General features: G+C 44.2%; 28 protein-coding genes and 1 pseudogene. 17 read left to right on the plus strand and 12 right to left on the minus strand.

All coding sequences use genetic code 11. The features are described from left to right. Positions 1 to 79: 79 nt before the first annotated feature. The 3 genes from L3V33_RS05070 to L3V33_RS05080 all read left to right on the plus strand — a co-directional run bounded on the left by L3V33_RS05070 (position 80) and on the right by L3V33_RS05080 (position 2,498). Positions 80 to 883, plus strand: coding sequence for a ferredoxin--NADP reductase (locus L3V33_RS05070; protein WP_237289565.1), 804 nt, complete (start codon positions 80 to 82; stop codon positions 881 to 883). 66 nt (positions 884 to 949) lie between these two features. Continuing rightward, positions 950 to 1,282 carry a DUF1971 domain-containing protein gene (locus L3V33_RS05075; RefSeq protein ID WP_237289567.1) on the plus strand — a complete coding sequence of 111 codons (333 nt, stop codon included), beginning with the start codon at positions 950 to 952 and terminating at the stop codon, positions 1,280 to 1,282. Positions 1,283 to 1,505: 223 nt separating this feature from the next. Continuing rightward, a complete protein-coding gene (locus tag L3V33_RS05080) occupies positions 1,506 to 2,498 on the plus strand; it encodes a 2-hydroxyacid dehydrogenase (protein WP_237289570.1) in 993 nt (330 codons plus the stop codon). Positions 2,499 to 2,618: 120 nt separating this feature from the next. Here the strand turns inward: L3V33_RS05080 and L3V33_RS05085 are convergent, their stop codons facing one another. From L3V33_RS05085 to L3V33_RS05095, 3 genes are all read right to left on the minus strand, one after another. Further along, positions 2,619 to 3,491 carry a patatin family protein gene (locus L3V33_RS05085; RefSeq protein WP_146455005.1) on the minus strand — a complete coding sequence of 291 codons (873 nt, stop codon included), beginning with the start codon at positions 3,489 to 3,491 and terminating at the stop codon, positions 2,619 to 2,621. 226 nt (positions 3,492 to 3,717) lie between these two features. Further along, positions 3,718 to 5,169 carry a catalase gene (locus L3V33_RS05090; protein ID WP_054541599.1) on the minus strand — a complete coding sequence of 484 codons (1,452 nt, stop codon included), beginning with the start codon at positions 5,167 to 5,169 and terminating at the stop codon, positions 3,718 to 3,720. Between the two features lie 200 nt (positions 5,170 to 5,369). Then, complete coding sequence (locus L3V33_RS05095) at positions 5,370 to 6,551, minus strand: glycerate kinase (RefSeq protein ID WP_237289572.1); 1,182 nt, start codon at positions 6,549 to 6,551, stop codon at positions 5,370 to 5,372. Positions 6,552 to 6,978: 427 nt separating this feature from the next. Here L3V33_RS05095 and yiaK point away from each other — a divergent pair, with 427 nt between their 5' ends. From yiaK to L3V33_RS05160, 13 genes are all read left to right on the plus strand, one after another. Next, positions 6,979 to 7,980 (plus strand): 3-dehydro-L-gulonate 2-dehydrogenase, encoded by a 1,002-nt coding sequence (yiaK, locus tag L3V33_RS05100; RefSeq protein WP_237289575.1) that lies wholly within the window; start codon positions 6,979 to 6,981, stop codon positions 7,978 to 7,980. A 24-nt stretch (positions 7,981 to 8,004) separates the two neighbouring features. Next, positions 8,005 to 8,493, plus strand: a complete 489-nt coding sequence (locus L3V33_RS05105) for a TRAP transporter small permease (RefSeq protein WP_114634598.1) — start codon at positions 8,005 to 8,007, stop codon at positions 8,491 to 8,493. Next, a complete protein-coding gene (locus tag L3V33_RS05110; RefSeq protein ID WP_017072587.1) occupies positions 8,493 to 9,773 on the plus strand; it encodes a TRAP transporter large permease subunit in 1,281 nt (426 codons plus the stop codon). The genes L3V33_RS05105 and L3V33_RS05110 overlap by 1 nt, the downstream gene beginning before the upstream one ends. A gap of 21 nt (positions 9,774 to 9,794) precedes the next feature. After that, entirely contained in the window at positions 9,795 to 10,769 is a 975-nt protein-coding gene (locus L3V33_RS05115; RefSeq protein WP_017072588.1) for a DctP family TRAP transporter solute-binding subunit, read from the plus strand. A gap of 96 nt (positions 10,770 to 10,865) precedes the next feature. Beyond that, positions 10,866 to 11,576: an L-ribulose-5-phosphate 4-epimerase gene (locus L3V33_RS05120; RefSeq protein ID WP_237289576.1), complete on the plus strand. Its 711-nt coding sequence runs from the start codon at positions 10,866 to 10,868 to the stop codon at positions 11,574 to 11,576. A gap of 10 nt (positions 11,577 to 11,586) precedes the next feature. Beyond that, positions 11,587 to 12,435 (plus strand): Cof-type HAD-IIB family hydrolase, encoded by an 849-nt coding sequence (locus L3V33_RS05125; RefSeq protein ID WP_237289579.1) that lies wholly within the window; start codon positions 11,587 to 11,589, stop codon positions 12,433 to 12,435. A gap of 48 nt (positions 12,436 to 12,483) precedes the next feature. Next, positions 12,484 to 12,972 carry a YhcH/YjgK/YiaL family protein gene (locus L3V33_RS05130; protein ID WP_237289581.1) on the plus strand — a complete coding sequence of 163 codons (489 nt, stop codon included), beginning with the start codon at positions 12,484 to 12,486 and terminating at the stop codon, positions 12,970 to 12,972. Then, entirely contained in the window at positions 12,972 to 14,465 is a 1,494-nt protein-coding gene (locus L3V33_RS05135; RefSeq protein WP_237289583.1) for an FGGY-family carbohydrate kinase, read from the plus strand. The genes L3V33_RS05130 and L3V33_RS05135 overlap by 1 nt, the downstream gene beginning before the upstream one ends. Further along, complete coding sequence (locus L3V33_RS05140) at positions 14,458 to 15,165, plus strand: 3-keto-L-gulonate-6-phosphate decarboxylase UlaD (RefSeq protein WP_267136820.1); 708 nt, start codon at positions 14,458 to 14,460, stop codon at positions 15,163 to 15,165. Before L3V33_RS05135 ends, L3V33_RS05140 begins: the two co-directional genes overlap by 8 nt. 7 nt (positions 15,166 to 15,172) lie before the next feature. Then, on the plus strand, positions 15,173 to 15,931 hold the full coding sequence (locus L3V33_RS05145) for an IclR family transcriptional regulator (RefSeq protein ID WP_017065667.1): 759 nt from the start codon (positions 15,173 to 15,175) through the stop codon (positions 15,929 to 15,931). Positions 15,932 to 15,940: 9 nt separating this feature from the next. Then, positions 15,941 to 16,810 carry an L-ribulose-5-phosphate 3-epimerase gene (locus tag L3V33_RS05150; RefSeq protein ID WP_102313745.1) on the plus strand — a complete coding sequence of 290 codons (870 nt, stop codon included), beginning with the start codon at positions 15,941 to 15,943 and terminating at the stop codon, positions 16,808 to 16,810. 10 nt (positions 16,811 to 16,820) lie between these two features. After that, the gene (locus tag L3V33_RS05155) at positions 16,821 to 17,144 is read left to right on the plus strand and encodes a hypothetical protein (RefSeq protein ID WP_009845890.1); all 324 of its coding nucleotides are present in this window, start codon (positions 16,821 to 16,823) and stop codon (positions 17,142 to 17,144) included. A gap of 89 nt (positions 17,145 to 17,233) precedes the next feature. Then, entirely contained in the window at positions 17,234 to 18,433 is a 1,200-nt protein-coding gene (locus tag L3V33_RS05160; protein WP_237289585.1) for an MFS transporter, read from the plus strand. Between the two features lie 185 nt (positions 18,434 to 18,618). Here L3V33_RS05160 and L3V33_RS05165 read toward each other — a convergent pair whose 3' ends face one another. From L3V33_RS05165 to L3V33_RS05175, 3 genes and pseudogenes are all read right to left on the minus strand, one after another. Further along, the gene (locus L3V33_RS05165) at positions 18,619 to 18,756 is read right to left on the minus strand and encodes a hypothetical protein (RefSeq protein WP_017072598.1); all 138 of its coding nucleotides are present in this window, start codon (positions 18,754 to 18,756) and stop codon (positions 18,619 to 18,621) included. Positions 18,757 to 19,004: 248 nt separating this feature from the next. Further along, a pseudogene (locus L3V33_RS05170) lies at positions 19,005 to 19,217 on the minus strand (ribulose-phosphate 3-epimerase); the annotation flags it as partial. 56 nt (positions 19,218 to 19,273) lie between these two features. After that, positions 19,274 to 19,873: a beta-phosphoglucomutase family hydrolase gene (locus tag L3V33_RS05175; protein WP_017072600.1), complete on the minus strand. Its 600-nt coding sequence runs from the start codon at positions 19,871 to 19,873 to the stop codon at positions 19,274 to 19,276. Between the two features lie 246 nt (positions 19,874 to 20,119). On the opposite strand from L3V33_RS05175, the gene L3V33_RS05180 reads away from it, so the two are divergent. Then, positions 20,120 to 20,329 carry a hypothetical protein gene (locus tag L3V33_RS05180; RefSeq protein ID WP_017072601.1) on the plus strand — a complete coding sequence of 70 codons (210 nt, stop codon included), beginning with the start codon at positions 20,120 to 20,122 and terminating at the stop codon, positions 20,327 to 20,329. Positions 20,330 to 20,523: 194 nt separating this feature from the next. Here the strand turns inward: L3V33_RS05180 and L3V33_RS05185 are convergent, their stop codons facing one another. The 6 genes from L3V33_RS05185 to L3V33_RS05210 all read right to left on the minus strand — a co-directional run bounded on the left by L3V33_RS05185 (position 20,524) and on the right by L3V33_RS05210 (position 25,998). Next, positions 20,524 to 21,405: an L-ribulose-5-phosphate 3-epimerase gene (locus L3V33_RS05185; RefSeq protein ID WP_237289587.1), complete on the minus strand. Its 882-nt coding sequence runs from the start codon at positions 21,403 to 21,405 to the stop codon at positions 20,524 to 20,526. A 12-nt stretch (positions 21,406 to 21,417) separates the two neighbouring features. Further along, positions 21,418 to 22,065, minus strand: a complete 648-nt coding sequence (locus L3V33_RS05190; RefSeq protein ID WP_102387944.1) for a 3-keto-L-gulonate-6-phosphate decarboxylase UlaD — start codon at positions 22,063 to 22,065, stop codon at positions 21,418 to 21,420. A 4-nt stretch (positions 22,066 to 22,069) separates the two neighbouring features. Continuing rightward, complete coding sequence (locus tag L3V33_RS05195; protein WP_102387943.1) at positions 22,070 to 22,891, minus strand: pyridoxal phosphatase; 822 nt, start codon at positions 22,889 to 22,891, stop codon at positions 22,070 to 22,072. A gap of 43 nt (positions 22,892 to 22,934) precedes the next feature. Next, positions 22,935 to 23,633 (minus strand): L-ribulose-5-phosphate 4-epimerase, encoded by a 699-nt coding sequence (locus tag L3V33_RS05200; protein ID WP_102551390.1) that lies wholly within the window; start codon positions 23,631 to 23,633, stop codon positions 22,935 to 22,937. Positions 23,634 to 23,643: 10 nt separating this feature from the next. Next, on the minus strand, positions 23,644 to 24,111 hold the full coding sequence (locus L3V33_RS05205; RefSeq protein ID WP_017072606.1) for a PTS sugar transporter subunit IIA: 468 nt from the start codon (positions 24,109 to 24,111) through the stop codon (positions 23,644 to 23,646). Between the two features lie 66 nt (positions 24,112 to 24,177). Further along, positions 24,178 to 25,998, minus strand: coding sequence for a PTS ascorbate-specific subunit IIBC (locus L3V33_RS05210; RefSeq protein WP_102387942.1), 1,821 nt, complete (start codon positions 25,996 to 25,998; stop codon positions 24,178 to 24,180). Positions 25,999 to 26,082 lie beyond the last annotated feature (84 nt).

Here is a 26,082-nt window from a genome sequence, read left to right on the forward strand (position 1 = left end):
GGCATGGTACATGCAACTCCAAAAAGTAAGATAGTTGAGTATCCTTAATGAGATAACTTCTCTACATAAAGGTGATGATATGACAGATATTCCTCATGGTTTGGTAACAGGAAAAGTAACACACAAGACAGAGTGGACCGATCAATTGTTCTCGCTTCAAGTCAGTGCACCAGTCTCACCCTACCAAGCGGGTCAATTCACAAAGTTGGGTTTACTCAACAGTGAAGATGAGTTTGTTCGACGCGCTTATTCAATGGTGAATGCGCCAGAACACACAAAAGGTCATCAGCATTTAGAGTTTTTGATTGTTAAGGATCAAAACGGCCAGCTCTCTCCTCAACTTCATGAGTTGAAGGTAGGCGATGACATCTTTGTCGGCAAAGACCCAAGCGGCTTTATGACCTTAGATGAGATCCCAGAGATCGCCGACGATCTATGGATGCTTTCAACCGGGACTGCCGTTGGGCCTTTTATCTCAATGCTCGAAAGTATGCAGATACAGCAGCAAAATGGCTCAGATGTCGAAAAAGTAATGTCATTCAAGAACCTTGTACTGGTTCATGCCGTAAGAACAGAACAAGACCTGACTTATCGAGACCGTATCGCTCAACTCGTTAATCACTTCCAAGGGAAACTACAATATGTGCCAATTATTTCTAGAGAATCAGTCACCGGAACTTTGCGCGGACGAATCCCAAGCTTGTTACTTCGAGGCGACCTTGAGCAAACCACGTCTGTCGCTTTCAATCAAACCCGCAGTTTTTTCTACCTTTGTGGCAATCCGCAAATGGTTCGCGACACAAGTGAAGCACTAACCAGCTTAGGTTTCGAGAAGCACTTACGCCGAAAACCCGGCCAATTCAGCAGTGAAAACTACTGGTAATCACAGTCACCAATTCCATCAAAGCTAAAGCTTATATTCAAAATACAGACAGATAAGAGGTTTTATATGAGTCATTTACGTATTCCGTCACACTGGAAAATTCAACGTTCAACGCCATTTTTCACCAAAGACAACATACCGGCTGCATTGCTTAATCACCATAACACCGCAGAAGGCGTATTCGGCCAGATCTGCGTAATGGAAGGGACGGTCACCTTCTATGGTTTTGCCGATGCAGACGCGACAGAACCAGAAAGTGTTATCACGATCCAAGCAGGGCAATTTGCCACCAGCCCACCTCAATATTGGCATCAAGTAGAGCTTAGCGACGACGCACAATTCAACATTAATTTCTGGTCAGAAAAAGAGGCCAAGAAGATGTTCAACACCCGAAAGTAAGATCCATCCAATATTGATGAACTTATAAGCAAGCTACCTCGTAATGTGATTTTTAATGTTCAAGAAGTGAAGATACAAGACCAAGTAACCATAGTAATTACAATGACTAATGGTGATAGACAAGGTTATAAAACTCTAGCACACTGGACAAAGTTATTAGTTTTAATCCCGTTTCAGATAATGAATAAGTGGATTATTTATATTTTAGGTAAGAGAGGAAGCCATGCTCAACATTGCTTTTTTTAGCTCAAAATCATACGACGAAAAATCATTTGAACTTGCAAAAGGCGAACTCAACGCCGAGTTCCATTTTCACGATTTTCGACTCACTACAACAACAGCAAAAATGGCGCACGACAACGAAGTCGTTTGTGCGTTTGTAAACGATGACCTATCGCGAGATGTGCTAGAGATTCTAGCAAAAGGCGGCACTAAGCTGATTGCGATGCGCTGCGCGGGCTTTGATAAAGTCGACTTAGACGCAGCCAAAGAGTTTGGTCTGCAAGTCGTTCGTGTCCCTGCTTATTCTCCCGAGTCTGTAGCAGAACACACCGTCGGTATGATGATGTGTTTGAACCGCAAACTGCACAAGGCATACCAACGTACTCGCGATGCGAACTTCTCCCTTGAGGGTTTGGTTGGCTTTAACTTCCACGGAAAAACCGTCGGTGTGCTCGGCTCTGGAAAAATTGGCTTAGCGACGATGCGTATTCTGAAAGGTTTAGGCATGAACATCTTGTGCTACGACCCATACCCGAACCCATTGGCAAGAGAACTGGGCGCTAAATACGTAGAACTCGACGAGCTTTACCAAGAATCTGACGTGATTTCTCTGCATTGCCCAATGAGTAAAGAGAACTACCACCTGTTGGATGCAACGGCATTTGAGAAAATGAAAGATGGCGTGATGATCGTCAACACCAGCCGTGGTGAACTACTGGATTCAACCGCAGCAATCGAAGCGTTGAAACAGAGCAAGATTGGTGCGCTTGGCCTTGATGTTTACGACAACGAGAAAGAGCTGTTCTTCCAAGACAAATCTAACGACGTGATTGTGGATGACGTATTCCGTCGCCTATCCGCTTGTCACAACGTATTGTTCACTGGTCACCAAGCCTTCTTGACTAAAGATGCTTTGTTCAACATCGCCAATACAACGCTCACCAGTGTTGATGCCTTCTTTACTGGAAACACCAGCGGCAACGAACTCGTTTAATAGAAGATTGAGTTAATAGCAGACTGAGTTAATAACAAACGAGCTCTACAAATACAAAGCCACGCTATTCTGAAGTGAACAGCGTGGCTTTTTCGTTTATCTAGTATTCAAAAACAGTTCTTAGACGCAGAAGTGACAATCTTCGGTGTCTAAACCATAAATGCCTTTTCGAATAGCAAGGTGCTCTTCCCCTGCTTTAACCCCCATCTCATAACCGGCATCAAGCGTTGATTGATCCATAGTTAAACGCTTCACCGCAAATGCTTCTGGCGGCGCTATCACTTTAATGGTCGCATCTTTGGGTGGGTTACGAATGAACTCCAAAGACTGGTTATAGTTTTCAGCGCGCACTGCCATCGACTCTGCAATGTTAGGGAATTTCTTTAATAGTTTTTTTAGCATCCATTGATGCTTTTGAGGCTTCATTCGGTAGCTTAATGGGTGAGAAAGAATCACGGTAATATCTCGTGCGCCGCGACGGTATGCTTCGCGAACCGGAATCGAATCCGCGACACCACCATCAGTATAACAGCCACCAGAGAAGCACGGTGTTTCACGGTAAGCGATAGGTAGAGCCGTTGTTGCTTCAACCACGTTAGAAAGGTTTTCAGGCTTGATATGATAGTAGTCTGCACTGCCAGTATCGACGTTAGTTACAGCCGCGATGAGTGGGATACTTGAGAACAGCTCACCGCAATCAAGCGGATAACGTTGGTTAGATTCATCCCACAACCACTTAACGTCGACCAAATTGCCACCTTTAGCAAAGCGAGCAGGGTTAAAGAACGTCTTATCGGTCGCCATAGTGGTGATCACGTTATAGCTGCGTTTAGGGGCTTGAGATAAGTAGCCAACCAGATTAGACACACCCGCAGACACGCCAATAGCAAAATCATATGGACGGAAATCGTCTTCCATAAAGGCATCCAAAACTCCGGCTGCGAAGATGCCTCTCATTGCTCCACCTTCAACGATTAATGCGCTTTTACTCATCTCAAACTCTACTACTTTATAAACTGATAGCAGTAGGATAATCCCGTCCATGTTATAAAGATAATGGGATGTGTTTATCAGTTCGATAGGTAAAAACTATCAATAGAAATGGTGCTAATTTTCAAGTAATTGGTACTACTTACATGACTCAATACACAGCATGATCAAAAAAGGCCGCTGAGTGATTCACTCAACGGCCTTCCGACTAATTAAACAAGTTTATTAATTACGACTTAAATTCACTCACGTCGATTTCAAGCAGTTTACCAATGCCTTCACCGTATGCTGGGTCGGCTTTATAACAGTGTCTTAGGTGGCGCAGTTGAATCTCTTTAGGCACGCCACCTAGGTTACGAGCAGTGTTATCAAACAGAATCGCTTGCTTCTCTGGCGTCATCAGGCGGAACAAGTCACCCGGTTGCGAGAAGTAATCTTCATCTTCACGGTGATCCCAATGCGCTGCAGCGCCATCTAGGTTCAATGCTGGTTCTGCAAAGTCTGGTTGCTCTGCCCATTGGCCTTCGTTGTTTGGCTCATAGCCAAGTGTGCTACCAAAGTTACCATCAACACGCATCGCACCATCACGGTGGTAGCTGTGTACAGGGCAACGAGGTGCGTTTACTGGGATATGCTGATGGTTAACACCCAAACGGTAGCGCTGTGCATCACCGTAAGCAAACAAGCGACCTTGCAGCATCTTGTCTGGCGAGAAGCTGATACCTGGAACTACGTTCGCCGGGTTGAATGCCGACTGCTCAACTTCTGCGAAGAAGTTTTGCGGGTTACGGTTCAATTCAAACTCACCCACTTCAATCAATGGGTAATCGGCATGTGGCCAGATCTTAGTAAGATCGAACGGATTGTAAGACACTTTCGCCGCGTCCGCTTCTGGCATCACTTGTACTTTCAGTGTCCATTTAGGGAAGTCTTGGTTATCAATGCTATCTAGCAGATCACGTTGGTGGCTCTCGCGATCATTACCGATCAATTGTCCGGCTTCTGCATCAGATAAGTTCTTAATACCTTGCTGAGATTTGAAGTGGAATTTCACCCAGAAACGCTCGTTGTCTGCGTTAATAAAGCTGAACGTGTGGCTACCAAAACCGTGCATGTGACGGTAAGTAGCAGGAATACCACGGTCACTCATTACGATGGTGACTTGGTGAAGCGCTTCAGGTAGAGATGTCCAGAAATCCCAGTTGTTCTTCGCGCTGCGCATATTGGTGCGAGGGTCACGCTTAACCGCATGGTTTAGATCTGGGAACTTAAGAGGATCACGAAGGAAGAATACTGGGGTGTTGTTACCCACCATATCCCAGTTGCCTTCTTCAGTATAAAACTTCAATGCAAAGCCACGGATATCACGTTCAGCATCAGCGGCGCCGCGCTCACCGGCAACCGTAGTAAAACGTGCAAACAGGTCGGTCTTTTTGCCTATTTCAGAAAACAGTTTTGCCTTGGTGTATTTGGTAATGTCGTGCGTAACAGTAAATGTACCGTAAGCGCCTGAACCTTTCGCGTGCATACGACGCTCTGGAATGACTTCGCGGTCAAAATGCGCCATCTTTTCTAAAAACCAAACATCTTGAAGAAGTTGAGGACCGCGCTTACCCGCAGTTTGAACATTCTGGTTATGAGCAACAGGACAACCCGCAGCTGTAGTTAGTTTTTTACTCATGATCTATTCCTTAAGGTCCAAAGGTGCAGCAATAGTGAGTGCACCTTGATATTTATACTGGCTTCCTTTCAAAAGCCCCTAAAATACTATGGATATAGAATAGACCTCTAATGGCATAAAATATAATCGTTTCTATTTATCGTTATAATCTATAAAACCTATTAAACGACTGATTTAGGAATCATATTCTAAGGCACTGACTAATCGAGTATTTTCCTTCCTAGTTTAAGCGTCGCTGCAATATTCCTAGCCGTTCTAGTTAGATTTTTTTCCGCCTCCTGCAGAACTTGGTCAAGTGACTGAGGAGAACGTACTGTTCCAAACAAGCTGCTCATTTCTCCATAAAGTGCTTCTACCTCAGTTCCCAATGAGCCAGCAATACCTATGGTTGGAATACCTTGTAAACTCGCACGTTTAGCAATTCCGTAAGGTGTTTTGCCTTGCAGAGTTTGGTTGTCCATTTGCCCTTCGCCGGTGATCACAAGGTCAGCACCTTTCAGTACTTCATCGGCTTGAAGAACATCAAGCACCATCTCAATACCCGGTTTGATCTGCATATTAAATAGCAAACCAAGTCCCATTGGCGTGCCACCAGCTGCGCCATAACCAGCACGCTCTTGTACGGGTTCACCACCAACACAACCTTGCGATTCAGCAACTTGAGCAAAATTCGCAAGCGCCTTATCAAGCATTAAAACTTGTTCAGGCGTCGCCCCTTTTTGTGGGCCGAATATATGGCTGGCTCCGTTATTACCACACAGTGGATTATCAACATCGCACGCCACAATAAGCTCAATATCGGCACAGCGCGAATCTAAGCCGGTAAGATCTATTGATGCGAGTTCTGCAAGTGCAGCACCACCTCGATTAAGCTCATGTCCTTTGCCATCTTGCCCTTTACAATCTAACAAGCACCCACCTAGAGCTTGAACGATACCCGCACCACCATCATTGGTCGCACTGCCACCCAATCCAAGAATGATGGTTTGAGCACCCTGCTCTATCGCTTCCAAAATCAACTGCCCTGTGCCGAATGAAGAAGCAATCAAAGGATCGCGCTGCTCTGGTTTCAATAAATCCAAGCCCGATGCTGCGGCTATTTCAATCAATGCCGTTTTGTTCGGGTTGCTATCGGATGGCTCAAGCATCGCCCATTCAGCATTAACCAATTTGCCCAACGGCCCTTCAACCTGATGTGTTCGCTTTTGCCCTGCTAGGCCTTGCAGCAAAACATCTACCGTACCTTCGCCACCATCAGCCAAAGGTAAAGTCACGTATTCAGCGTCAGGGAAGATTTCACGAAAGCCCTTTTCAATGCACGCCGCCACCGATACAGCCGATAAAGATTCTTTAAACGAGTCTGGTGCAATAACAATTTTCATAGAAGCGAGCTCCAATACTTCAAAAATATCTACCAAGAAATAGTCTAAAAACAACAAAACCACTATATAGAAGAGGAGGTAATTGTGCGTATTTCCCTTTCCGAATTTGACCAAACCCTCAGATTTCAACGCCACTATTTTATATTCAGTAAAGTTACTGTTTGTTCATAACCCATATTTTGACAAGTTTAATCCCGCCAAATTATCGAGTTCCGACTTAATTAGTCGTAGAAACCAGATCCTGAACACGCTTTTTGTTTCGCATTGCGGAATCTTAGGATCTTTTTGTTCCATTTTTTAACCTGCCGACAGTTATTGGAGAAAAACTTAATAAGGAAATATTTCGTAACTTTGCTCACAGAATATTTTCGGAATAACAACAATAATTCATTCCGTATTATGGAATTCAACTTATCGGAGAACACAGATGCCTTTAGTATCAACTGAAAAACTACAACAAGAATACGAACGAATCCTTTTGGCTCGCGACATGAAACCAGAAATGGCAACCAAGCTTGCGGCTGGTTTTGTTGAGATGGCAAACGAAGGTACTTACTCGCATGGCATCAACCGTTTTCCAGTGTTCATTGACCAAGTAGATAAAGGTCAGATCAAATTAAATGCTGAACCTGAATGCGTTAACAGCATGGGTGCTCTAGAGCAATGGGATTGTAACTACGGCCCTGGCGTTCTTAACGGCCTTATCTGTGCAGAACGTGCAATGGAATTGGCTCGTGATTACGGCATTGGCATGGTCGGTATGCGTAACTCAAACCACTGGATGCGTGGCGGTGCTTACGTATTGAAAATGGCACGTGAAGGTTTTGCAGGAATTGCGTCAACCAACTCAATCGCAGTAATGCCTGCTTGGGGTGGTAAAGATCACCGTATTGGTTCAAACCCTCTCATCATGGCGGTTGCGGGCGATCCACCAGTCGTTGTTGACTGTTCAATGAGCCAATTTTCTTACGGCCAGTTACAAAACTTCGTACTTGCTGACAAAGAACTGCCCGTTGTTGGTGGCTTTGACAACGAAGGTGAACTCACTAAAGACCCACATGTACTTTGGGAAAACAAACGCCTACTTCCAATGGGTTTCTGGAAAGGTTCATCAATGGCAATCGTACTAGACATGATGCTAACGGCAATCACTGGCGGCCACTCAGTACCAGCACTAACTGAAGATATGGGTGGCGAGTTTGGTGTATCTCAATTCCTTATCGCTATCGACTTAAGCAAGACAATGGATCATAGCACTTACGCACAAGAGATGAAGCGCATCCGCGATTACGTACTTGAGTCAGAGCCTGCAGAAACGGGTTCAGTGATGATTGCTGGTTCTGAAATTGAAAACTTCATTAAGAAACACGAAGCAGCTGGCGGCATTGAAATTAACGATGGAATTTGGGAACAAATTACGTCTCTGTAATTAGCCAAAGGTAGGGAAAGCGTTATGCAAAGTGTATTTAAGAGTATTTGGAAAAGTATCGATGTCATCATGGCAGTTATTCTGTCTTGCATGATTGCTCTCGTGTTTACAAACGTAGTTTTACGCTACGGCTTTTCTTCTGGTCTTCGTCCCTCTGTAGAACTATCTCGCCTTGGTCTTGTATGGATTGTCATGCTCGGTGCCGCCGTTGTGCTGCGCCGAGGTGAACACCTCGCGGTTGCGGAATTTTCTGAACGATTATTTCCAAAAGCAGTACCCGTACTAAGACGTATTTGTTGGGTAATCGTCTTGATCTCAGTAGGCATGCTTTACGTCGGTTCATACCGTCAAATGATGTCTAACTGGTCAGATATTTCTCAACTTACAGGGCTTCCTTCAGCATTATTTTACTTAGCTGGTGTGGTGTCAGGCTTGTTAATGGGTGTGATTGCCTTTGTGCGAATCTTCAAACCAGACTGGCAGCTAGATAACTTAGAAGAGGAGAAAGAATAATGACGTTAGCCATTTTCTTATCGGTATTGATTGTCTCAATCTTACTTGGTCTTCCTGTCGCATTTGCACTGTTGTTGTCTTCAATGGCATTGATGCTTCATATGGACTTTTTTAGTGCAGACATTCTTGCGCAGTCTTTAATTAATGGTGTCGACAGCTTCACTCTGCTTGCCATTCCATTCTTCCTCATTGCGGGCGAAGTAATGGCATCGGGAGGCTTGTCACAGCGTATTGTTCGCCTAGCAACCACTTACGTGGGACACCGTCAAGGTGGCTTGGGTTACGTTGCTATCATGACTTCGGTACTGCTTGCTGGCCTTTCTGGTTCAGCTGTAGCAGATGCAGCAGCCTTGGTCAGTATTCTTTACCCAATGATGAAAGCAGCGAAATACCCAGAAGCACCTTCAATGGGCTTACTTGCTTCAGGCGGTATCATCGCACCCGTTATTCCACCTTCAATCCCTCTGATCCTTGTAGGTGTTGCTGGCGGTATCTCGATCAAAAACCTATTTCTAGGCGGCATCGTTCCTGGCCTGTTAATGGGTATGACATTGATGTTTGTGTGGCGCTGGACTGTTCGCAAAGAAAACCTAGCGACATCAGAAAAAGCGACAAAAGCAGAAAAACGCGCAGCACTTAGAGAAGGTGTATGGGCCTTAATGCTGCCGGTCATCATCATAGTGGGTATTCGTTTCGGCATCTTTACACCAACAGAAGCCGCAGTAGTCGCCGCCACTTACGCAATTTTCATCTCTACGTTTGTGTACAAAGAGCTCTCGATTAAAAAGTTCTACCACATCGTACTGAACGCAGGTCGCTCGACCGCAATGGTTATGTTCTTGGTGGGTTGTGCAATGGTTGCAGCGTGGCTAATTACTGTTGCTCAGCTTCCTCAACAACTCGCAGAAATGTTAGGTCCACTGGTGGATAGCCCACGCCTATTAATGGCAGTAATTATGTTGCTCGTACTTTGTGTCGGCATGGTTATGGACTTGAGCCCAACGATTCTAATCCTTGTACCTCTTTTAATGCCTGTCATCAAGATGGCTGGAATTGACCCAACGTACTTCGGCCTACTGTTCGTTATTAACTGTTCAATTGGCTTGATTACGCCTCCTGTAGGCACCGTACTAAACGTAGTGTGTGGTGTAGCGAGAGTACCAATGTCGACCGCAGTGAAAGGTGTATTGCCCTTCATCGCAGCTTACATGGCTCTGCTCACACTGTTTGTCATCTTCCCAGGCATCATCACTGTGCCAATGTCGTTTGTCATTGGTTAATCCTCGACGGAGAAAATAATAATGAAAACCCTACTAAAACTCACTCTAATCGCATCCACAATCGCTATGAGCGCTAACGCTTTTGCCGCTACGACTCTAAAACTGGCGCACGCTGCACCAGAGTCAGACTTGCAACAAGACCTATCTTTGTTCTTTAAGAAGGAAGTTGAAGCTCGTTCAAACGGCGAAATCAAAGTAAACATCTACCCACAAGGTCAATTGGGCAGTGATAAGCAAATGATCGATGGTTCACGCGCTGGCATCGTTGATTTAGCGATGGTTGGCTTGAACAACTACAACGGCCTAATGCCTGAATCAGCAGCCTTCACTCTGCCGTTCATGTTCCCAGATCGTCAAACAGCATACAAAGTACTGGATGGCGAGCCGGGTAAAGAAGTGTTAGCGAACTTTGAAAAATTCGGTCTTAAAGGTCTTGGTTTCCCTGAAAATGGTTACCGCAACATGACCAACAACGAAAAACCTATTCGTGTTCCTTCAGATGTTGAAGGCCTACAAATGCGTGTGAATGGCTCGAAAGCGCTAAACGACATGTTCAATGAGCTCGGTGCTAACCCGCAGCAACTTCCAGTATCTGAACTTTATACTGCACTTGAAACAGGCGTTGTTGACTCTCAAGACCACCCAATTTCTGTAACGCTGTCTTTCAAGTTTGATGAAGTACAAAAATACCTAAGCCTTACACAACACGCTTACTCGCCACTGGTTCTTACTATGAACCTACGTAAGTTCGACAAGCTAACCGATGAAGAGCAAAAGATTATCGAAGAAGTCTCTGCTGAAGCAGTTGCAATGCAACGTGAGCTAAGCATCCAGAAAGAAGACAAGATGATTGCTCAACTAGAAGCGAACGGTATGCAAGTTAACCGTGACGTTGATGGCGCTGCTTTCCAACAAGCTATCCAACCGGTTTGGAGCGCTTACATCGAGAAAAATGGCGACGTGATGATCAACAAGATCAAGCTAGCAGCCAAGTAACGCGATTGAGGGCGATTGCCTAGTCCTCTTTTTTAGCTAGGGAATTTAGCTAGGCAATCCGCTCGTCATTAACTCAATACAACATGGGCAAACACAATGTCTCAAGAACAACAAACATACCAAGAATTAAAAGAACGCGTGTTCGCAGCAAACTTGCAACTTCCTAAATATGGCTTAGTGACTTTCACTTGGGGCAATGTCTCTGAAATCGATCGCGAACGTGGCGTGATTGCAATCAAACCGTCAGGTGTTGAATACGATGTAATGACGGCAGATGACATCGTTGTTCTGGATTTAGAAGGCAATCGCATTGAAGGTAAGCTGAACCCTTCAAGCGACACGGCTACGCACGTTGAACTTTACAAAGCCTTCCCAACCATTGGCGGCATTGTTCACACACACTCTCGCAACGCCACCATTTGGGCACAAGCCGGCCGAGACATTCCAGCGCTTGGAACTACACACGCCGATTACTTCTACGGTGATGTACCTTGCACTCGCCTACTAACAAAACCTGAGATCGAGTCTGACTACGAGAAAAACACTGGCTTAGTGATTGTCGAAGAATTCAAGCAACGCGATATCGACCCACAGGAAATGCCAGGTGTCATCATCGCAGGCCACGCACCATTTACATGGGGCAAGGATGGTTCAGACGCTGTGCACAATGCTGTCGTAATGGAAGAGATTGCAGCCATGGCAACAGCCACTCGTGCCATCAGTCCAGAAGCCGCAATTCAACCAGAGCTACTCGATAAGCATTACAACCGTAAACACGGTAAGAATTCATACTACGGACAGAAGTAAGGGCTCACACATGCATCAGCTATTTGCGCATCAGTCGTCTAAGCACAAGTTACTGGCGTTAGATCTCGATGGCACGGTTCTCAACTCGCAGCACACTATTAGCCAAGAGTTAGTCGAAGCCATCAAGCAAGTCGCTCAATACACTCATGTGGTTATCGTTACGGGTCGCCATCATGTCGCGGCAAAACCTTATTACGATCAGCTTGGTTTATCGACTCCAATAATTTGTTGCAATGGCACTTACATCTTTGATTACCAGAACGATACGGTCATTCAAGAAAACGCCATCGACAAAGAAATTGCGGCTGAGTTTATCACCCTATCTCAAGCTCATGATCTGAAGATGGTGATGTATGTGCGTGATGCAATGCTCTACTCGAGAGCACGCCCTATTGAATACATGGAAGCGCTACTGACGTGGTCTCAAACCTTTCCAGAAAGCCAGCGACCAAACATTCAAAAGGTCGACGATTTTCAACATGAAGCGAAAACCTCAGAGTACGTGTGGAAGTTTGTCGTTGAAGGTGAAGTCGATACATTTGCCGAACTTCCTTTCGTTAAAGAGAACTTCAACGGCGAGCGCTCTTGGATTGACCGTGTCGATTTCGCAGCAACAAGCAATAACAAAGGCAACGCATTAACCCGTTACATTGAGCCGCTAGGTATCAGCCTAGAGCAGTGTGTCGCAATTGGTGACAACCACAATGACATTTCGATGCTTAAAGCAGCAGGGCTTGGCATCGCAATGCAAAACGCAGATGACACCGTAAAAAGCTCAGCCAACCTGATCACGCCTAAAAACAATGACGATAAGACAGGGTTAGCGACGCTTTTACAAGACCTATTTTGTGCCCATTAATTTAAAGCATCAGCTTTATTAAGCTGTTTATACTTAAAGAGAATTTTTATGTTAGTCGGAAATACTCAACCTACGCAGATCAGCAAGTCGTACCCTGTCGTTATTCAAAACGTGCTTGAGTACTTAAACAGCCTCGACCAAGAAAAACTCGCATTAGGTCGTCACGAGCTTCCTGGCTTTGATTCAAAACAGGCATGGTTTGTTGTATTGGAATACGACAAAGAACCTTTAGGAAACTTCCAACCTGAAGTCCATAAATACCATTCTGATCTACAGATCATTCTGGAAGGCTCTGAAGTAATGGCATGGGCTATAGACACTGGTGAACACAGCAACGCACACCCTTATAACCAAGAACGTGACCTTCAGTTTTACGAATATCCAGGAATTGAACTCAGCTTCATTCATGCAAAACGCGATCAATTTTATTTGTTCACGCCAAATATCGTGCATATCACCAATATTGAAAATGATGACAGCCAGCCCGTTAGAAAACTGGTGGTGAAGATTCACAACGATTTACTGGAAGCCAAATAATGAATTACTACATTGGAATTGATTCTGGCGGCACTTTTATGAAAGCCGCGTTGTTTAACGCAAAAGGCGAGCAACAAGGTCTTGCCCGTGTATCTGCAAGTGTCATTAATGAAAAGCAAGGCTGGGTAGAACGCGATCTCGACGCTCTGTGGGGAAACGCGGTTGACGTTATTACACAGCTTTTAGAGGCTACTAAAGTAGAAGTAACCTCTATCAAAGGCTTGAGCATTTCAGCCCAAGGCAAAGGCGTTTACCTTCTTGATAAAGAGGGACAAAACCTTGGTCACGGCATCATGTCTTCTGACTCTCGCTCATTGCCTATCGTTAGAGAGTGGCTAGAGCAAGGCAAAGCACAAGAGATCTACCCGACGACGCTACAGACACTTTGGACAGGTCACCCTGTATCGATTATTCGTTGGATCAAAGAAAACGATGCCGAACGATACAACAACATTGGCGCAGTGATGATGTCTCACGACTACCTTCGCTATCGCTTAACGGGCGAAGTCGCAGCAGAACTGACCAACATTTCAGAAAGTAATTTTTTCAACTCTCTCACTGGCGAGTATGACAAAGCTCTTCTGGAAACGTTTGACATTGCAGAAGTTTGGGACGCACTACCACCGGTTGTAAAACCTCAGCAGCAAGCAGGAAAAATCACTGCGGCCGTTGCTAATGAAACCGGACTGGCAATAGGCACTCCTGTTTTCGGCGGTTTGTTTGATGTGGTGTCTACCGCGATATGTTCTGGAATCAACTCTTCAGAAGATACCTTGAATTATGTAATGGGAACATGGGCGGTAACATCTGGCATATCAAAGGAAGTTACACAAGAAAGCCACAACTTTGTTTACGGCCATTACGCCGTCGATAACGAATACATCATTCACGAAGCGAGCCCAACTTCTGCGGGTAATTATGAATGGTTCGCCGACTACCTTGGTGAAAATGGCCAGATTAACCACCAGCAAAATCAAGCGTTAGTCGAAGCATTAGATCCGGCATCAAGCAGTATCTACTTTGTGCCATTCCTTTACGGTTCAAACCAAGGGCTTGGCCTAAAGTCAGGCTTCTATGGTCTCCAATCGCACCATACTAAAGGGCACCTAATTCAAGCCATTTGGGAAGGCATTTTATTCTGTCACAACATTCACCTAGAACGTATGCGTCAGCGTTTTCCAAAAGCCAACATACTAAAAGTGACAGGCGGACCAGCATCTAGCCCTGTATGGATGCAAATGCTGGCGGACCTTACCGGAATGACCGTTGAAATATCAGACGTTAATGAAACCGGTTCATTAGGTGCCGCAATGATGGCTATGGTCGGCGCGGGTGAGTTCGCTTCATTAGAAGAATGTACTCAAACCATCACTAATTCTGCGTCACGTGTCGAACCGAATCCTGAACACTACGACACTTACCAAAAGAAATATAAGCACTATCAAAGACTGGTGCAGTTGTTTAAACAATTTGAGGATGAAATGGATGCCTAGCACCGTATTAAAACCATCTAAATCTTTATTAGAATCATCTAAGCCCCTGTTCAAATCACCGAAGCCGTTGCTACAAATGGCACTTGATGCCACTGATATCGACACCGCGTTAGCATCAATTGAGCATGTTGCAGATAAGTTAGATGTAATTGAAATTGGGACTATTTTAGCCTTCGCTCATGGCGTAGACAGCGTTAGAGTCCTACGAGAAAAATACCCAAATCACATCATTGTCTGTGACATGAAAATCACCGATGCCAGTGCCATTTTAACGCGTCTGGCGATGGATGCCGGCGCAAACTGGGTAACAGTAAGTGCAGCAGCACACATCGAAACTATTCGTTCAGCGAAGAAAGTAACGGATGAATTCGACGGCGAAGTGCAAATTGAGCTGTATGGACACTGGACAATGGAAGATGCGCAAGCTTGGGTCGACATGGGCATTAAACAAGCAATTTATCACCGTTCTCGTGATGCGGAACTTGCTGGTGTGAGCTGGACCGAAGAAGATTTGATAAAAATGCAGAAATTATCGGATATTGGAATTGAACTATCCATTACTGGTGGTATTGTTCCTGACGATCTGCATTTGTTTAAGAATCTGTCTGCAAAATCGTTTATTGCTGGCCGAGCGTTAGCTGGTAGCAATGGACGTGACATCGCAGAAAACTTCCATACTGAAATAGGTAAACACTGGTAGCACATATATGAGTGAGCAAATTAAATCGTTGTCTAAAGCACTGACCGTATTGGAATTCCTTGGGAATTATCCTAATGGCGTTTCGCTACAAAAAGTGTCTGAAGGGACTGGCTTCAACAAGTCATCTGTCCACCGTATTTTAGCAACGTTTGAAGCCTCTGGTTATGTTGCTCAAATGTGTTCAGGTAAAGAATATCGCTTAACAATGAAGTTGGTTCAGCTTGGACACGCTGCTATCAACTCTGATGTCACCGGCACCGTTAAGCCATACCTATCTGAGCTACTCGACGATGTGAATGAAACGGTTAACTTCCTCTCTTTTGATGCTGACAACATCATTTTTAAAGACAAGTTTGAACCCGTTAATTCTTCCTTTAGAACTCGAACCTACGTAGGGCTGCATTCTCCAATGTACTGCTCAGCGGCAGGAAAATGTTACCTAGCATTTAGCTCTGACAGCGTTCGAGAAACCTATTGGAAACGCAATGTCAGCACAATGAAGCCGTTAACTGAAAACACGATTCTCGACAAGTCTCAGTTTTTTGGTGTTCTCGATAAAATTAAGAGCCGTGGTTATGCGCTCGATGATGAAGAGAACGAAGCGGGTATTTCTTGTGTTGCTGTCCCTATTTTTGACAAGAACAATTCTCCTGTATACGCGGTTAGCGTCTCTTCGCTTACGCCAAAAATGAAAGCTCTCGGCTACGAAGAAATTGCTAGCAGAATTCAAGACATAACAACGCGTATAGAACAACAACTCTTTTAAGGAAAAAGAATGTTTGATTCTAAAAACAAATTCAGATTAGGTATTTACGAAAAAGCGATGCCAACCACCCTTTCATGGGAAGAACGTTTGATTCACGCCAAAGAAGCTGGCTTCGACTTTGTAGAAATTTCAGTGGATGAAACCGATGAGCGCCGCGCTCGTTTAGATTGGTCAGACGAAGAAATTTATGAGCTTCGCCGTCTATGTGAAAAGCACCAGATGCCTTTCCAATCAATGTGCCTAAGCGCACACCGTAAGTTTCCGTTTGGCTCAATGGATGATGCTATTCGCACTGAATCGCTGATCATCATGGAAAAAGCAATTTCATTGGCTTATAAGCTTGGTATTCGCTGTATTCAAATGGCGGGCTACGATGTGTATTACGAACCGCAATCGGCTGAAACTCACGCTCGCTTCATTGAAGGCATGCAACAAGCCACCAAAATGGCAGAACGTGCAGGCATCATGTTAGGTGTAGAGATCATGGACACTCCGTACCTCAACTCATTAAGTAAGTTTGAAGTGCTTAAGCGCGAGATCCCATCACCTTACTTCATGGCTTACCCAGATGTCGGTAATATTTCTGGTTGGAACTACGACGTGTGTACCGAACTAAAGCTAAGCCGTGATCACCTAGTACAAGTGCACCTAAAAGACACACTACGAGTTTCAGAAACCTGCAAAGGTCAGTTCCGAGATCTTGTTATAGGTGAAGGCCAAGTCGACTTCCCAGCTATTTTCAAAACACTCGCTGAAATTGATTACAGCGCGCCATTAGTGATTGAAATGTGGGCTCAAAATGACAACTGGTTCGAAGATATCAAACAAGCGAAAGCAACATTGAAATCTATCGCAAACCAATCTGGCTTTGAACTGTAAGGAAACGACCATGACTATTTTTCGCACCGCTTTTTTTGAAGCTGATTTAACTGAAGAACAAAAACAAGATTTCTACCAATACATGGAAAATGAAGTCGCGCCTATTATTCGCACATTCCCGAATAACCAAGGGTTAACGCTGAATAAGCCTGAAGCGATTGAAGCTGAAAGCCATAAAAACCTACTGCTTATGATGCAACACAGTTACGAGAACGAGTCAGCAATGGCTGCTGCTTTAGATTCTGAGCAACGAATCAAAAGTATGCATGCGACCAAAGTGATTATTGAGAAATACAACATTCATGTTCATCACATCAATTTTGTTCGTGATTAACAGCTTAATAGGCAATACACCGTAAAGTCTCAATCGAAAAGCAGAAGATCATCTTCTGCTTTTTTTATCGCTATCAATAAGGAATCACTATGAGAGTATTCCCGTTAAAAGATGCCCCACTGGTCTTACTGTCTCTGATCTTTTTTATCTGGGGTTTAATTACCGTTTCAAGTAACTCGCTAATTCCACATTACAAAGAAGCTTTCTCTCTCGATTATAAAATGGCGATGCTATTTCCCATGGCCTTTTTTATCACCCGAATTACGGTGTCGCTTCCAACGTCATTTGTCATGGCAAAAATTGGCTATAGAACTACGCTGAAGCTCTGCTTGATATGGTGCCTTCTGGGCTGTCTAGCCATGGCATATTTAGTACGAGGAGAAGAGCTTGTTCCAACACTCATCGGGATCTTATTGATGGCCTCAGGTGTGTCAGCAATTCAAGTAGTGAGTTCACCTTACGTATCACTACTCTCGACACCCGATAAGAGTGTTATACGTCAAAGTGTAGCAACAGCATCTAACTCCGTTGGCACTGTGCTTGGCCCGCTAGTGCTTACCGCTGTCATTCTTGTGGCAGCAAGTTTTAACGTCGACAACACCGCCCATCAAGTTTCGTATCTGTTCTTATTCATCGCCCTGTTCTTTTTCGGCTTACTGGTATTTTTTAGCAAAATGACGCTTCCAGATATCAAACCAAAACAGATGACTGGCTTTTGGCGAGGGTTAAGGCTTCTAATTAAAAATCAGCAGTTTATGAAGTTAGCGTTGGTACTGTTGCTGTACATCGGTGTAGAGGTCAGTTTTGGTACTTTTACTATTGCGTATCTTGCCGACCAGCAATATGGCGACCTTGGTTTGGTCTTCGCAACACAGATCATCGCTCTTTATTGGGTATTAATGTTTGTTGGAAGAGTGTTATTCGCCAAGTTTGGAAACACTGTAAACAAGCACTATCTCTTCTCACTGTCTTGCGTTATTGCCGCTTTGATTAGTGCCGTTGCGGTCTATCAAAATTATGTTTGGATTGGCTATTTGATGCTTGTCGTAGGGCTATGTAATTCTGCGCTCTACCCTATCATTTACGCACAAGCGCTACATGCCTCAGGTAAGCAAAACTCACAAGGGGCAGCAATTCTCATTATGTGTTCAATTGGAGGTGTTGTTTTGCCATTTGTGCAGGCGAGTTTGATCGATGAGCTATCACTGAGCACGAGTTATATTGCGCCCGCATTAGCGTATGTATTGATGACAGTTTTGTACTGGTCTAGCTTAAAGCATCGTATTTGAACTAATTGAAGGAGCGCACTAAAGCAAAGCACTTCAACAAGTAATAGATAAGTGGTTTAGCTAGGAAATCGGCCAGGAAGGCCTAGAAGGTATAAAGTAGTTTACTGCTGTTTCAATGTTAAGTCGTATCAGTGAATGGTGATTCACCATCACTGATCACAATTAACGTCGGTTTATCTAAGAGATTAAACCCAAGCAGAAGCAACAAGTAGGATGATTGCACCCATAAGAGCCGTCGATTTTGCAAAGAAAAGAACTTCGTTCATTACAGAAGGTTTTACCAATACTTGGCTGCTTTCATTTGTGATTACTGTAGCATTCATTCTTCATTCTCATCGTTATGTGATCTTAGGTTGATTTTGCGCCGTTATGTGACCAAAGTCAATATTATGTGTAGTTTTATTACACAAAAATCTTACTGTGCGGTTGATGAAAACTGATGAATTTAAAACGTTCAAGTCTTGTTTACTTTTGTATACCCTTTCTGAAAATTAACTTTTATTGAGCACAAAAAAACTCGAAGCCTCCATAACGGAGCACTTCGAGCCTATGTATAGCTGATGATTAGAACTTATTTCAATTGAGCTAACTCAGGTCTCATCGCACCAATTGCCCGCTGATAGTCTTCACTATCAAAAATAGCAGACCCAGCAACGAACATATCGGCCCCCGCTTCAGCTATCTCTTTTATGTTGTTAACTTTCACACCACCGTCGACTTCTAAACGAATATTTCGACCTGATTCATTAATGCGCTTTCTGATTGAACGCAACTTATCGAGGGTGCGATAAGATATTGTTCCATTTGTTTCCTAGTTATTTTTGTATCGTTAAATTCTGTTTAGCTCGCAGGAACAAACTTAGTTATCTGTCCGTTTTCAACCATGTAGCAATCCATGCCTGCCGATGTCGCCGCGTGCTGACCAATGATCGTATCTTCAAACACCACACAATCGCTCGGGTCGAGCTCTAACTGGCTAGCAACTTTCAAAAACGTATCTGGGTTTGGTTTATGATTCTCTACGTCATCCGAAGTGACAATCGTGCGTATCATTGATGGGATGTCGGTCGTCTTTAGGATTGCTCTTGCATGTTTTGCCTGAGCGCCAGTGCCGATACCTATCTTTTTCAACTGATACTGTTGCTGTAAGAGTGCATAGGTTTCTGGAATAACATCCCCTTTGTGCTCAATAGCCTCAAAGTTAGCGATTTTGTCCGAAGTAATTTGTTGAGCATCAAGGGCTAGATCATAACGCTTGAGGATCTCTTGAGTGACCTTTCGTGATGGCATCCCACCAAGTTGATCCAACCACTCTTTTTCGTAGGGAATATCAAACTTCGTGCAAGTCTGTTTCCATGCATGGGCGTGCGCCACCATAGAATTGACCAACGTTCCGTCGAGATCAAAAATAATTCCTTTATATTTATCTAACTTTGGCATCCTCAATCTCTCGTCTTGTTTTGAGACTCATACTACTAATCACCATACATAAAACCTATTCATGATCGCCTTAATATGATCTTATTCAACAATCCGACAATTAAACGAAGTGATGCAATAAAAGCCGTTGTTTTACTATTGAAATCATATTTTGAGCACATCTCACCCATTTTTACTTAAACCAAGTAGAGTTGCATAAATTGAAAATGATATAGTCCACGAAAATCAAACATCTTGGACATCATCATGCACTCTAGCGACATCATTAAATTGGCAAATTTGGGCGTAAACATCGAAATTACAAAAGAGTCTTCATTACATCCTTCAGACGCGTTAGAAGTAGTAAAGATTGTTGCTGAAATCGGTAGCCAAATCACCATCAAGAAAAAGTACCACACAGACTACCTAGTTCAGATGGCTGAAGTAGGCCGTGACCATGTGACGATTGCTGTTTAAACATCGCTTTTTCTAAACACGATTTGTTGGGAACTAACAAACTAATTAGAAGAAAAAGCAAAGCATCACATAGCTATAAAAATGCAGCATATTGGGGGCAATATGCTGCATTTTCTCTTCCTATTCTGAGCATGTAGAACGCGAAGAGAAACTGGCTAGTCGTTGATAGCGACGGGTTAGTTAGTAACGACTGGTCAATGGTCGAACAATATCGGTACGCCCGTTTGAACACAAACCTCATTCAAACGCTTTTGCGCCGTGAGAATATTCTCTTTCCAACGCTCATCCTGGGCCCACATCTCAATCACGAGTGGTACAACGCACTCAGTCTCTTTCAACGTTTCAAAAATTGCGTTGAAGTCCACTTCACCGTCACCAATAACCAGATCTCGGAACTGCCCTTTGTACTCATCCGTTACTCGATAAGTGTCTTTGAGATGAATTTGAGTAATACGAGGTTTACTCAGCTTCAGCTCAGTCACGATGTCATAGTTCCAGCCAGAGATGTTGCCAACGTCAGGGTATGCCGTGAAATAAGGTGAGTTTATCTCTCGACTCAGCACTTCAAATTTACTCAAAGAGTTTAGGTAATCCGTATCCATGATCTCGACAGCAAGCATAACGCCCGCTCTTTCGGCCAATTGCGCTGAAAGCTTCATCCCTTCAATAAACCTTTGATGCGTGACCCTATCCGCAGGCTCGTAGTAAACGTCATACCCAGCGAGTTGAATGGTACGAATACCTAATTTGTAAGCCAACGAGATCGCTTTCTCCATATGGATGACAGCTTGTTCTCTAATCGCAGGATCTGCTGAACCAAAGGGGAACTTGCGATGCGCACTCAAGCACATCGATTGCAACGGCATGCCGTGCTTTTCGCAAAGGCGACGCAAGGCATACACTTGATCGTCATTCCAATCTAAACGGCTGCGACGCTCGTCTGATTCATCCACCGATATCTCTAGAAAATCAAAGCCGAGTTCTTTGGTTTGCTTAAGTTTATCTTCCCAACTGAGTTCGTTAGGTAGGGCCTTTTCATAAAGCCCTACACGGTGGCGTAACAAGTTTTGATACATAACGCCCCTACCTTAGTTCCAGTAACGATTGATCTGAGCTTTTAATGCTTCAGCCGTTTCTTTACCTTTGTCACCAGCAAGTGCACGGCCTGCGATGAAGGTTTTTGCTTTAATACCTTCAAATAGGTAAATATCTTCAGGAACGATGCCGCCAGTAATAGACAGTTCGAGACCCAATTCAGACAATGCACGCATTTTAACAAGGTCTTCTTCTGTCCAACCCACACCCGCTAATTCAGCGTCACGAGAACGGTGGTAAATCGCTTGTGAGATACCTAAGTCTACCCAAGATTGAGCATCGTCCATTGTCCAATTACCGTAGATCTCAATTTGGATTTCACCGTTAAACTCATCGGCTACTTTCTTACACGCGCCAATGGTCGCGATGTGTGCAGCAGCAGAAACCGTAATCCAATCAGCACCCGCTTCGAACGCCATACGCGCTAGAATAGCGCCGCCATCGGTGGTCTTCATGTCGCACACAAGGATATGGTCTGGGTGGTTCTTACGAAGCGTAGAAACCGCCGTCATACCTTCTGCAAAAGCCAAAATAGTGCCCACTTCAATTACATCAACAAAACTTTCAACGTTATTTGCCACTTCAATGGCAGCAGGAAGGTTTGTTTGGTCTAGAGCGATCTGAATCATTGGTTTAGTCATGTGGTTATCCTTTAAATTGTTCACGTATTAGACGGGCTAAGCCATCATGGTTGTTATCTGTTGAGCACACGCATTGAACGTGTGACTTGACGATGTCATCAGCATTGAGCATCGCGACGCCTAGTCCGGCGTACTTAAGCATGGATATATCGTTGTGGTTATCACCGACGGCTATGACGTCGTTGGCTTGATAACCGAGCTCTGAAATGTATTCAGCAAGGCGTAGGCCCTTACTGTTTCCCATCGCAGCAAAATCTATTCTGTTTGACCAAGAACGCTCACCATTGAAGTTCTTTTCTATCCATGGGTGTTGCATCAAACGGTCTACGGAGTCTTGGTTCCCTTCTACTACAAATTTCCAAACGTGCTCGGCTTGTTGAGCCGTCTCAATGAATGATTCCACTTGGTAAATTTGAGGGCGATGTTGTTCTGGTGCTGTTTCCGCCCAGCTTTCCAATGCCAACATGTAAGCAAAAGGGTTGTAATGGGAGTACGTCATGGCATGCGTGATATACATGACCATTTTGAGCTGAAACTCATCTGCCATATCGATGAAGGTCAGCGCTTTGTCTTTATCTATCGCGTTTTGAGTCAGCACCGTTTCAGTTTGATAATCATAAACATAAGTGCCGTTGCAACAAATGATCGGTGTATCTAGCCCTAACTCGTAATAGTAAGGTCGTGCAGCCGTGTGATGTCGGCCAGTCACAATCACGACATGGCAATATTGCTTCACTTCTTGAATCGCTTTTTTCACTTCAGGATGAATGGTGTGATCGTCTTGCAACACGGTTCCATCTAGATCTAACGCCAACACTTTATACATAGAGTGTCCTCTCAACTAATGCGGTTACGATTGAAGGTCAAGCTTACTGCTGACCGTAATAAGCGTTTTCACCATGCTTTCGTAAATAATGCTTATCCGATAATTCTGGTTGAATCTTGATTCCACTATTTAATGAACGAGTTGCCAAAGCCATCGCAGAAACCTCTTCGAGCACCACGGCATTGTGAACCGCATCGTTACCATCTTTCCCCCAAGAGAAGGGCGCATGGCCTGCGACAATGACGCTTGGCACAGCCATTGGATCAATGTCTCTGTGCATAAATTCTTCAACAATTACGAGACCAGTGTTCTTCTCATACTCATCGGCAATTTCAAGGTGTGACAACCGGCGTGTACAAGGAATATCACCGTAGAAGTAGTCTGCGTGCGTTGTTCCTAAAGCCGGAATATCAATGCCAGCTTGCGCCCAGATAGTGGCGCTGCGTGAATGGGTATGAACCACTCCGCCCGTTGCTGGAAATGCTTTGTAGATCTCTAGGTGGGTCGCAGTATCGCTTGAAGGGTTTAGCTTTCCTTCGACAACCTTACCTTCTAAATCCACCACCACGATGTCTTCAACGGTCATGTTGCTGTATTCAACACCTGATGGTTTAATCGCAATCACACCGCACTCACGATCAATCTCCGATACGTTCCCCCAGGTGAAAGTCACCAAACCGTACTTAGGAAGCTGCAAATTGGCGTCTAAGACACGTTGTTTCAATTGGCTATATTTAGACATAATTGCCTCCTTACGCGGCTTCCGCTTGCAGCAGTGCAGCATCAATTAAACGCGCCACCTCTTCAGGGCTTTTACATGCGCGAAGTTTTGAGAAGTCTTCATCAAATTCAATCAAATTAGCGACTTGCATCGTGCCTTCGATGTGTTCTTCAGAGTCTTTACCCGCCAGCGTGATCAGAACATCAACAGGCTCATCAACACCTTCAAAAGTAATCGGCGTTTCAAGCACGGTTAACGCAAAACCAGTGCGAATCACGCCATCCTCAGGACGGCAATGAGGCAACGCGAACGCGTCATGAATACAGATGTAAGGGCCTTCTTCACCGATTGCCTTGGTAATCGCCTCGTAGTAACGCTCTTCAGCAATTCCTGCTTTGACCAATGCGTCAGTACCGAGCTTAATTGCCGCTTTCCAATCAACTGCTTTTGCGTTCAGCAGGATAGAGTTGTTTTGGATAAGAGATTCTTTCAGGTTCATGTTATTGCTCACTTATATAATTGTTTTTATTGACTCAGTGGTGATGTACCACTGAGCCGTTTCTAATTATTTGTGGAAGTTGGTCTCGATGATAGAAACCAGTTCGTCGCCGAAAGTTTTCACCATAATCATGTTCTTCACCGCTAACTGCTGCTTGCCTTCAGGCAAACCCGTAATCTTCGCTGCAAGAGCAACTGAAGTAACGATGATGTCAAATGAACCAAGGTGAGATTTGTAATCAGTAATGGCGCTGTTAAACGTCGAACTTGGGATGCCTTTCTTATCCAAGTACTCTTTGATTTTCTTAGAGCACATCATTGAAGAACCTTGTCCTGAACCACAGCACACTAAGACACGAACCGGTTTCTGGTCAGCCGCCGATACTCTAGATTCTGTGGTTGTGGAAACCGATGGCGCTTCAGCGGTTGCTGTCGATTGTTGTGGTGCTGCAATTTCAATCTCAATGCCTTCTGGCGTTACTGCTGTCATTGTTTCAGCTTGTTTTTCCGCGTCTTCTTCTGCTCGTAGTTGTTTAGAAGCGAAGAACATGTAGACACCAGCCAAAGCTAAAATCCCGAAGAAGAACATATTAGAACTAGAGATACCTTGCATAATTGGCGGGAATACCAGAGCCCAATCAGCCATGCCCATCCAGCCATTAAACTCAGTACCTGATTGAGCAAAGATGTTGATTGCCCAAGCTGAACCGACAACTTCGATAATGCCCATCACGAAACAGATCTTCATGACGGCTTTCCAGCCACCGAAGTGGTTCGCAAATACACCGATAGTGGCATTCGAGAAAAACATTGGGATGAAGCCAGGAATGATCATGATAGGAGCATCAAACGCTAACATCGCAAGAACCGCTGTGAATTGACCAACAGCGCCCCACATGAAACCGAATACCATTGCATTTGGAGAGTATGCGTAGATAGCTGCACAATCGATTGCTAAAACAGCATTAGGAATAAGACGTTGAGAAATACCGTTAAAGGCTTCAGATAACTCCGCTACGAACATACGAACGCCCGTCACGATAACTTGAATAGCCACTGCGAATTTCAAACCAGTTTCGAAAATGTAGATAAACCAGTGCGTTTTGCCTGCCATGTCTTGAAGGTTATCAAGACCAAATGAAAGAAGGATAATGCCGAAGAAAGCAGTCATTACTAACGTTGTTGCTGCAATGCTATCGTGGAAAATGTGTAACCATTTAGGCAGTTTGATGTGATCAACACTGTCATTTTTGTCGCCAAGCTTTGGTGCAACTTTGGTCGCTACCCATGACGCAAACTGTTGTTGGTGACCAATAGAGAAACCCGCCCCACCCGTAACTTCTTGGGTAGGTTTGAACATAATGTTCGACGAAATACCCCAGTACAATGCCATCAATATTGCTGAATAAATGATGGTTTCCCACATACCTGCACCAAGCACGAAGTAGAAAACGGCAATGAGGCCAGCTTGTTGGAACATGATATGTCCCGTAAGCATGATGGTTCTGATACCAGTGACACGACGGAAGGCAACAAGAAGAATGTTTAACCCAAGTGCCAGCAATACGGCATATCCAACCCAAGAGTAATTGTCACCCATGGTTTCCATAGTCGACATCATAGAGGTGTACGGGTCAATAACAGACCCCGTTAATCCATGAATCTCACTCATTTTCTCAATAACCGGTTTGAAACCTGCTACCAATGTTCCTGCACCTACCTGCACTATCATGAAACCAACGATGGTTTTAATAGAGCCGGAGATAATAGTTGTTGCGTCACGCTTGAGTAGAATGTAACCCAGACAAGTAACAAGACCGAGTAGCAATGGTGCTTTGGTCATTACCTGACTGTAAAAAATATAGAAAATATCATATAAGAATTCCATATCTTTACCCCTGATTAATTTTTAATTTTAATGGTATGTAGGATGTGATGATGTCTAGTTTTGCTCACGAACTAGACTTTACCA

The sequence above is a fragment of the Vibrio sp. A2-1 genome (assembly GCF_021728355.1).
In the GTDB taxonomy this organism is placed as follows: Bacteria; Pseudomonadota; Gammaproteobacteria; order Enterobacterales; family Vibrionaceae; genus Vibrio; species Vibrio splendidus_K.